Origin of the sequence: Caldicellulosiruptor bescii DSM 6725 (assembly GCF_000022325.1) — a bacterium.
Taxonomy (GTDB): domain Bacteria; phylum Bacillota; class Thermoanaerobacteria; order Caldicellulosiruptorales; family Caldicellulosiruptoraceae; genus Caldicellulosiruptor; species Caldicellulosiruptor bescii.
Map to the genome: position 1 here is coordinate 1 of NC_012036.1, position 8,291 is coordinate 8,291.

General features: G+C 38.5%; 7 protein-coding genes. All 7 read right to left on the reverse strand.

Annotated elements, in window-relative coordinates:
- Window positions 1-205 precede the first annotated feature (205 nt).
- Entirely contained in the window at window positions 206-370 is a 165-nt protein-coding gene (locus ATHE_RS14730) for a hypothetical protein (protein ID WP_012660743.1), read from the reverse strand.
- A gap of 75 nt (window positions 371-445) precedes the next feature.
- Window positions 446-616, reverse strand: a complete 171-nt coding sequence (locus ATHE_RS14445; RefSeq protein WP_012660744.1) for a hypothetical protein — start codon at window positions 614-616, stop codon at window positions 446-448.
- Window positions 609-767 (reverse strand): ribbon-helix-helix domain-containing protein, encoded by a 159-nt coding sequence (locus tag ATHE_RS13995; protein WP_012660745.1) that lies wholly within the window; start codon window positions 765-767, stop codon window positions 609-611. Before ATHE_RS13995 ends, ATHE_RS14445 begins: the two co-directional genes overlap by 8 nt.
- Before the next feature lie 454 nt (window positions 768-1,221).
- Entirely contained in the window at window positions 1,222-1,629 is a 408-nt protein-coding gene (locus tag ATHE_RS14000) for a helix-turn-helix domain-containing protein (protein WP_012660746.1), read from the reverse strand.
- Window positions 1,630-3,116: 1,487 nt separating this feature from the next.
- Window positions 3,117-4,049: a sigma-70 family RNA polymerase sigma factor gene (locus ATHE_RS14005; protein ID WP_012660747.1), complete on the reverse strand. Its 933-nt coding sequence runs from the start codon at window positions 4,047-4,049 to the stop codon at window positions 3,117-3,119.
- Window positions 4,050-4,079: 30 nt separating this feature from the next.
- Window positions 4,080-4,658, reverse strand: coding sequence for a hypothetical protein (locus ATHE_RS14010; protein WP_012660748.1), 579 nt, complete (start codon window positions 4,656-4,658; stop codon window positions 4,080-4,082).
- A 1,459-nt stretch (window positions 4,659-6,117) separates the two neighbouring features.
- A complete protein-coding gene (locus ATHE_RS14020) occupies window positions 6,118-8,274 on the reverse strand; it encodes an AAA family ATPase (protein WP_012660750.1) in 2,157 nt (718 codons plus the stop codon).
- Window positions 8,275-8,291 lie beyond the last annotated feature (17 nt).

Genomic DNA, 8,291 nt, shown 5'->3' on the forward strand with positions numbered 1-8,291 from the left:
TTCATGAATCTTTACAACGTCTACTTTTGTTTTTTGTTCAAACTTTGGTGTCTCATTTTTGCACCATTGTGGTAAAATTAGAGTTACAAAATGTATCAAATTCTTTGAAAAAAGCTAAGAAAAGTTTTGAAAAAAGTTAAGCAAAGTTTAAAAAAAGAGAATGAGCACGCTTGTCTCCGTCCCGCCCACAAAATTTACAGCGTGCTCATTTTATTCTTGACTCAAGTTCCTCAATTGCTTTTGGAACGCCTTGTCTTACTAATTCGCTTAAAGCAATTCGCATGCCCAGTCTGTCTGAAAGCTCTTTAATCTTGAGTCGCCATTCTTCAAGTTCTTTAGCAGGGACTCTTATTGTTATTTGCTGTGTCATACTTTGCACCTCCTTTACTTGTCTTTATCTTCTTTGTAAGTTATTATATCACAACCCTATAGGGAACAAAAGTTTTTACAGGTGGTCTTTTTTGTTTAAACTGGCTTTTAAATCTTCAAGAGCTTTTCTGTGTATTTCTTTATCCTTTTCGTTTGTGTCCTTTTGCAATTGTTGTTCAAGAGCAGCTATTAATTGCTTGATTTTCTCTTTGTCCTTTGGTATTTCAACCCTCGGCAGATTATCCATTCTTGCCACCTTCTTTCTTTTGCTTTTCCAAATACTCCACAACAATTACCCTTATCAGACTGCTTTTAGTAAGCCCTTTTTTCTTTGCAATCTCGCCGATTTCATTAAAAATGTCTTCTGGCAGTCTCAAGTTCACTGTGCGCATTTTCATAGCTTTCACCCCCTGTTATTGTTATAGCACAAAAATTGTTTTCAATCAACACCACTTTTAAGTGTTACCCAAACATTTTTTGATTGCGCAAAAATATAATTTTGTGCAATTAGGATTTTGTTTATTTGTTTCTTTTTGGTGCTTTTCGTATGTTTTTGGATACCATTTTGTATTTATTACCCTGCCTTGTCTATTTTTTACCTATTTGCCAGTTCAGTTTTTCAATGCTGCTGGAAGCGGTTAATCCCTTCTGGAAAGGTGCTATTCTACCCGCACCCTTGATATGTTCCCCTGCTGGTTGTTTCTAAAATGCCCTTCAGAAGCGCATAAAGGCTTTTAGAAATGCATCTAATTGATGATACATATAAAAATACTACCCTGTTTTTAGACGTGGCTTATAAACGACGGTATAAAAGGCAAAACTGTATTATACTGGCACACGACAAACAAAAACTTATCGGCCAAACAGCTTTTTTAAAAAACTGCCTTTTTGTTTTTGTCCTTCAAGCTGGTAAATTTGTTCTTCTTTTTCTTTTAAAAGCACCTGAAAGTTTTGATTGGTTTGAATCAGCTTGGCTATCTGTTCGTCTTTTGCTCTGAGCTGTTCCTTCAAAAAGTCTACTTGTTTTTGCAATGTTTCGATTTGCTGCTGTAAAGACTGTATATACTCAAGTTTGTAATCTGTGTGCAAACTGTTTGTACTCGCTGTTGATAGTGCTTCTTTTATTTTCTCAATGTCATCGTCGTTTATAAATGCAATATTGCCTTCCTTCTTTACCTCTATTCCAAGCCTTCTGATGTACTTATAAACTGTTGTTCTCGATATACCCAGCTCATCGCATAACTGTTGAATGTTTTTCATGTTTACACCTCTTTGTAAACGTGCTTGTAAACTGTTTGCAAACTGCTTTAAACCAGTTTATATGTACGCTTTAACTTGGTCAATGGCTTTTCTTTGTTCGTGTTATTTAGATTTAATTTGCTGATTTTCTACGCATTCAAAACCTTAACGAACCTTAAGTTTTACTAAGTAGCTTTTTGCTCAAAATTCTGGAGTTTAAACTAAAGCCTGCAAAGAACAGACAAGCTCCAAAAGACATTGAAAACTTGCGGTCACATATGCAAACCCCAGCGCGCTGGTCCTGATTGAAAAACTACAAGGATTTATAGGTCCATTCCCCTTTAAAATGACTTTCCAAGTTAGGAAGTCACCTTTTAGGAACTGCAAAATTGTAAGTTTTATGTTGCTCTTTTTTTAGGGACTCCGAAATTTCCGAATAGTTTATGGGGTGTCGTGAATTTCGACACCCTGTATTTAGGATGTTCCAAGTTAGAATACCCTTTGTAGAGTCTTCTCCAAAGGTTAGCATTTGTTAGCATGTTCAAGCATACGAATTTCGTCGGCTTGGCTGAAAACAGACAACGAATTTCATCGGCTGTTAAACTTGAATAACTGCCATTTTGAGATGTGCCAAGGTTGATAAGCTTTAAAGAGAGGTCAAAGCTGTAGCTTACCTTAACATTTCTTAACACAGGACAGCGTTTATAAAACAATTTGACACTTCTTGACAATTTAAAACTGTTAACCTGTTAATCTTTTCTCGATGGTTGTTAAGCTTGTTCCACTTTGACCGCTGCGGTCAAAATCAGCTCTGTTAAATTGTCAACCTGTCACGTTAAACTTTGCATTTGACACGTTTGACAACCTTCTCAAAGCGCTTTTAAAGTCTCTACAACGTGCAGAATGAGATAGGGGAATATAAAATACCATCTTGCCATTTTGATGTGCTTATAAACGATGGTAAGAATGGAATTACTGGAAAGGAATTATAAGGTTCAATTTGAACATTTAAATTACTGGCTATGCTGTGAATGTTTCAAAGGTTCAAAATGATCTTTTGAAATTTTGTATCTGTTCTCTGTCTTTCCTTTTTGTCCTGTGAAAGCTTTTTAGCCTCTTTAAAATTGCAATGTTTTAAGCAATTTTAAAATTATTTCAGACTTTTTAAGCTAAAATGCGAAATTTTGTTTGTTTTTTAACCTTTTTTGTTTAACCCCCCTCGTGTGCGTGTCAATCGCAGGTTTTTGGAGCTGGGCCCGCCGGTCTCAAGATGGCTTGCCTACTTGTCAAGGTGGGGGGATATACCAAAGTTTTATACCCCCTATAGGGTATATGGACTTTTTTCACACTTTTTTCGCAAGGTTGTAATTCAGTCGCCACAAGGTTTTTAGGCTTTTTCTGAACTTTTTTCGCAATAGCTGCGAAAAAAGTAGGTATACTAAAAACCTTGATATTCCTATTCTCAAGACTTTTTTCGCTTTTTTCGCTTTTTTCGCAAGAAAAAATTTTTACAAAGCTAACTTTTTGACCACTCTTTTTATTTGCTCTCTGTACTTGCTGCCATACTTTTGTACCATTGAAAGATGGGAAAGACAATACACAAAATAGTCCTGCAAAAGCCTTGCATTCTGGATTGTGAGATTATCCCAGTTGCGTTCTATAAACTCTTCTACTTCCCACTTGGCAACAAGAAGTTTCATTCTGTCCTGTTCGCCTTGTTGTTTTAAAACCCTCAGCTTGTCCAATTGTGGTATTGCAGACAAAACCTCAAGCTGTTTTCTTTTCTCTTCTCTATCAATAACAGTTGCCTCAACTGGTGAATAGCCAAAATTACTACCACTTGCTATATGCACAGCTGGGCAGGATATAAACACTGTCAAGTCGTCAAGGTCTGCCTCAAACTGTTCTTGTCTCATCTTGGCTATTATCTTTCTTCTTGCTTTTTTGAACACATTATCACTGGCAGGTAAATTCTTTCCTGTGGAGATGTAATATAAGACTCTTTCTTTTTCCTCTTCGGTTAAGATGGCAAAATACCTATGTAGCTTTTGGACTGTGTCTTTCCTAATCACTTCGCTTTCGACTGAATAACCATCTGAGATTATATCTGCAACTGTAGATGTATCTTCTTCGGGTTCTTTTGATACTGGACTGTCCAAAGAGATGGCACAAGATAACTCGTATTTTGGCAAGCTTCTTTTTATCTTGCTCTCAATCACCTTGCAAGCATAGGTTGAAAAACTGCCTTTGGCAGGGTCATAGTTCTTTGCTGCAACAACAAGTCCAATGTACCCTTCACTGACAAGGTCATCAACTTCATAGTAATAGCCCTTTGGACATGGCATAAATTTATTTGCAACATGATACACAAGCTTCAGGTTGTCGACAATTAAAAGCTGGCTTTGTACCTTGGCAAACTGTCTTTTTTCTGACTGCTGCATTTGTTTATTGCCACTCCTTATATTGCAAGCTTAGTTTAAAACAGAAGGCTCATCTGGTTCATGAAGTGCTTTGATAAGTTCTCTAATACTGTCTTCAATCTGCGGTTGATTTGAGTTTTTCTCATCAAGTCCAAGAGCAAGTCTCTGTCCTTTTTGCACCCTCTCAACCACCAAAGCCAGCTTTTCAAGTGCATAAATGTTTATTCTGCCATCCTTGGTTTTGATGGTTTTCTCATCATGCAAAGCCTGCCACACCAAGTCAAGAAGCCTGTCCCAAAACTCAACATGCAAAGTATTGTAGTCGCTTGCTTTTTCTATTTGTTTTTGCAATGTCTTTTCAACCACAAGCTGACTCTTGGTTTTGCTAAGTTGTCTTTTCTCCTGAGTCCAGCCTTTTGCTTTGTTTCTCAAAAATCCATAGCTTATATTTTTAGCCTGTGCAAACTCTTTGAGAGTCTTGAAATCTCCAAGCATAAACTCACGTTTTAAACTTTCCCAGTCATATTGCCCGCATTTTACATTCTGCGGACACCTAAAGCCCGCAACTTTAGGCTTCTCTACGATTGACAAGCTTTTAAGAGAAGACAAAAGGTCAAAAAATGTAAACATTTTTTAACACGCAAAAGCCTGCCAAATCAGTAACCACAAGTGCTGGTTGTATGTTAAAAGGTTTCTTAAACATTGCAAAATGTTGCATTCCAAACCCACGCCTTGTAGGGTGTTCCAAGTTAGAATGCCCTTCAAATTGCCTACTCTCAAGCTTTTGGCTTATACAAAATCAAAAAGCGCCTCCTCGTTTATTTTGCGCTTTTTTTTCGCTCATAATTTGCTCCTTGCAACCTCGCATACTTTTGGGACATGACAGCTACAAAATTCCCGCAAAGCTTGACATTTTTTGACGCACAAAAAGCCTTTCAAAACAGCAGTTACAAGCACTTGCTGGATGTCAACTGGATGGGAAGCAACATCCCCTGCTTTGGGTTAAGTATTACTGAATCCATCCCTTCTGCACTCTTCTTTTGCTTCTCTTTTACTTCTCTTTTACCTCATGTCTAAAACGCTCATAAACGCCCATAGCAAAGCGATTAAAGCACAAAAGGTATTTTAATACCACCCTGCCCTTTGACTGCGTTCTATGAGCCTTTAAAACGTTCTTGCTCTTTTTTTTATTGACTCCTGAAATTCACAAAAACGCTGCGTTTCCGATTTTTCACACCTTGCTTACTTGTCGTCCTTGAATTTTCCCTTACTTCCTTTTGCCCTGTGAAAAACTTCGCATAGTTTTTGGCTTGACATTTTCTCGATGGCAGTTTTTGGTCTACTGGGTCGCTGCTTTGTAACTCATTCGCCATTTCAAAGCCTTTTTTTTAAGCGTCACAAAAGTAACAATGCAAAATCCTGCGTTTCTGCTCATCCAATCACCATTTTGTGTCATTTTTTTTTGCCTAACTTTAACCTCACTTTTGCACTATACCCCTGCCTTTGTGCTTTGTGTTATTACCTCTGAATTTAACTTTCGTGCTACTTTCGTACTACCACGCTCTTTAAATGAGCTAACTCTTTAGAGCTTCTCTGCTGGGTTGCTACTTCGTGCAGAGAAAGTCTCCTCTGCACCTTTCACTTTTTGTCCACACTGCTCGTTTTAGAAACCTTTAAACAGCTGCATTGCACCTTCAAAAAGTGCTATAGATTTGCATACAGAATGCCAGTATATTCAAATTGCTCACTTTCCCTACTTTTTTCTACTGTTCTTTCTGGTATAGAAAGTCACAAAATCAACTCTCTTTTGCCCTTGTTTTGCTCTCACTTTGCTCTCCTGCCCTGGTCTTTATTTTATGCGCTTTTGCGTGCTTGTCAGCTAACCCTTGCAGCATTGTCACACTAAATTCTGTTTTGACACGTTTGACAATCTAAAAAAAGGACGACTTGTATATCGTCCCTTGTCCATCAGTGTTTTTTTTTAGCGTTGAAAATGTTGCAATGTTATGCTGCTTGTTGGACAAAAACAAAAGGGCACCTTCACAGGTGCCCTGCCATCAAGTTTTTGCTCTGTTTTTGCTCTACTGTTCTAAAAATCTTCACTGCCTATTGGCAATAAAGCTTCCTCTTCCTCTTTTACTACCCTAATATACAATCCTTTTTCATCCTCTTCTTGCACCAAAGCATATAATGTTCCGCAGCTCCTACACCCAAATTTATGAAAAGCTTCGGCATATGCTAAAGTCTGTCCGCACTCACATTTAAATTGCTCTGCTGCTTCCTGCCACTCTTCCTTTTTCAAGTTCAAACGTCGAATGTAAAACTTATCTTTTTCGAATTTCAATAAAGTGCGTTCACTCCGTTCACTCTGTTCACTCACCCCCGAAAAATTTAGTTGGCTCAAGGGCTCTACAGAGTGAACGCTAAAATTTTCCATCGTTCCCTCATTCACTTCTCTATTCACTCTGTCCACAGAGTGAATAGAGTGAATAGAGTGAATAGAGTGAATAGAGTGAATAGAGTGAATGCTTTTTTCTGTCTCTGTGGCAAGGCTGTATATTCCATTTACTGCCTTCACATATCCATCCCCAGCCAGTTTTAGCAATAGCTTGTTAACGTTGCTTCTTGTTTTTCCTAAGGCTTCGGCAATTTGTTTTGGTGTAGCAGACCCACCCAATTGTTTTATGACTTCTAAAATTTCCCGCCTTTCTTTCGAAATTGCATATTCTTTCGCAGTTCCTAACAAAGACCAGTGCCCATTTTCAAACCGCAGCGCAAGCTCCTGTTCTTCAACATCTCTGCCTGTGACTTTTAGAAAACCATCAGCTTCGGTTCTTCCTCTGGTCAAATGCAGGATGGTATCAGCACCTGCAGTTACTCTCCCAAGCACTTCGTTTACAAAATCCAGTTCGCCTGACTTCTTTGTGTGATGGACAATTATAAAGGTGCAATTAAGCCTTTTTGCAATGTCGTTCAACATTAGGCTAATGTTATAATCCTGCTCATAGGTGTTAAGCTTTGTGTTTGTAAAAAGTTTTACAGCTCTTTTAAAGGCTTGCATGGTGTCTACTATCACTACTTCAAAGTTGTGGTCTATGATTATCTTTTCTAATTCTTGTAAGCTTTCAATGTTGAAAAGAACAAAACAGTTTTGTGAAATGCCAGTTCCTAATTGTTTAATTCGTTGCTGCAATCTTCTTTTGCTGTCTTCAAGTGCAAGATAGAGCACTTTGTAAGGTCGTTTAGTCTGCCTGCCCAGAAATCCTGTTCCTGCTGCTAAACTCAAGGCAAGTTCAAGACAAAGCCAGCTTTTCCCTATCTTTTCCCTGCCTGCTAATATAGTAAGGCCTTCATTTGGCAAAAGACCTTCAAGTAGAAATTCAACAGGTGGCAGCTCCAAACTCAAAAGTTCTGCCATGGATAGCAGCTCTGCTTTGGTTTGTTTTATCCCCAGCCATTCAATAACTTTTGCAACAACCTCATTTCCTATCAATTGTGCCAATCTACGCCAGCCTGTGGTCGCCTTGTTCTCCTCTTGTTTCTTAGCAGTTTGAATTACAGTTTTTATCCGCTTTTTTGACTCTTCATCATCTGCAACTAAGCAAACAGCCTGTATAAATTTTTCTGCCTCTTCTTCAGACCACCCAGCACGCAAAAGACCACCAGCCAGCGCTAAAGCACAATCTTGACGCTGCCCTTCATACCAATGCAAGCCGATTAGAGTCGCAGCTGCGATTTTATTAACAGCGGCAGTTAGCAAATCAGCTTCGATTTTTAAGGGTTCTTTAAGTTCACCCACAAATCTTAATTCTTCTTTAGTGTCTGGATGGATTGAAGGTGGAATCATGGTCTGCTGACCAGTACTGCGGATCTCGACAATGGTAGTTTTTTCAGTCTGATTGCTGAATTTGAAATCTCTCTTAAGCGACTTACAATTTTCTGAAAAATACAGCAGATGTGATAGAGGTTTCGTTGCCCGCCCGAATTTCAACGTATCTATTGGAAGGTACAAATCAACTATTTTGTTTGCTGCTGGGTGGTCTATGTCGATATCCACCATCCAGCAGCTTTTTTCTCCCATCTTCCCACCGATGTTATAGCCCTGAGCCCAGTACTCTAAAAGCTCTTCGTCGCTTAGTTCTTTATAGTACCAGTCGGCAAGGAATGGCTTTTTGCCATTAAGTGCAGTTAGTCTTAACCCTATGCCTTTGTAGAATTCAAGGTACTTTCTGATGTCCTTTCGCATTTTTTAGCCTCCTTCCT

What these genes read in the sequence shown, in the direction of transcription:
- ATHE_RS14005 (WP_012660747.1), bottom strand. Translation starts at nt 4,049, where the DNA reads ATGCAGCAGTCAGAAAAAAGACAGTTTGCCAAGGTACAAAGCCAGCTT.
- ATHE_RS14020 (WP_012660750.1), bottom strand. Translation starts at nt 8,274, where the DNA reads ATGCGAAAGGACATCAGAAAGTACCTTGAATTCTACAAAGGCATAGGG.
- ATHE_RS14445 (WP_012660744.1), bottom strand. Translation starts at nt 616, where the DNA reads ATGGATAATCTGCCGAGGGTTGAAATACCAAAGGACAAAGAGAAAATC.
- ATHE_RS14730 (WP_012660743.1), bottom strand. Translation starts at nt 370, where the DNA reads ATGACACAGCAAATAACAATAAGAGTCCCTGCTAAAGAACTTGAAGAA.
- ATHE_RS14010 (WP_012660748.1), bottom strand. Translation starts at nt 4,658, where the DNA reads ATGTTTACATTTTTTGACCTTTTGTCTTCTCTTAAAAGCTTGTCAATC.
- ATHE_RS14000 (WP_012660746.1), bottom strand. Translation starts at nt 1,629, where the DNA reads ATGAAAAACATTCAACAGTTATGCGATGAGCTGGGTATATCGAGAACA.
- ATHE_RS13995 (WP_012660745.1), bottom strand. Translation starts at nt 767, where the DNA reads ATGAAAATGCGCACAGTGAACTTGAGACTGCCAGAAGACATTTTTAAT.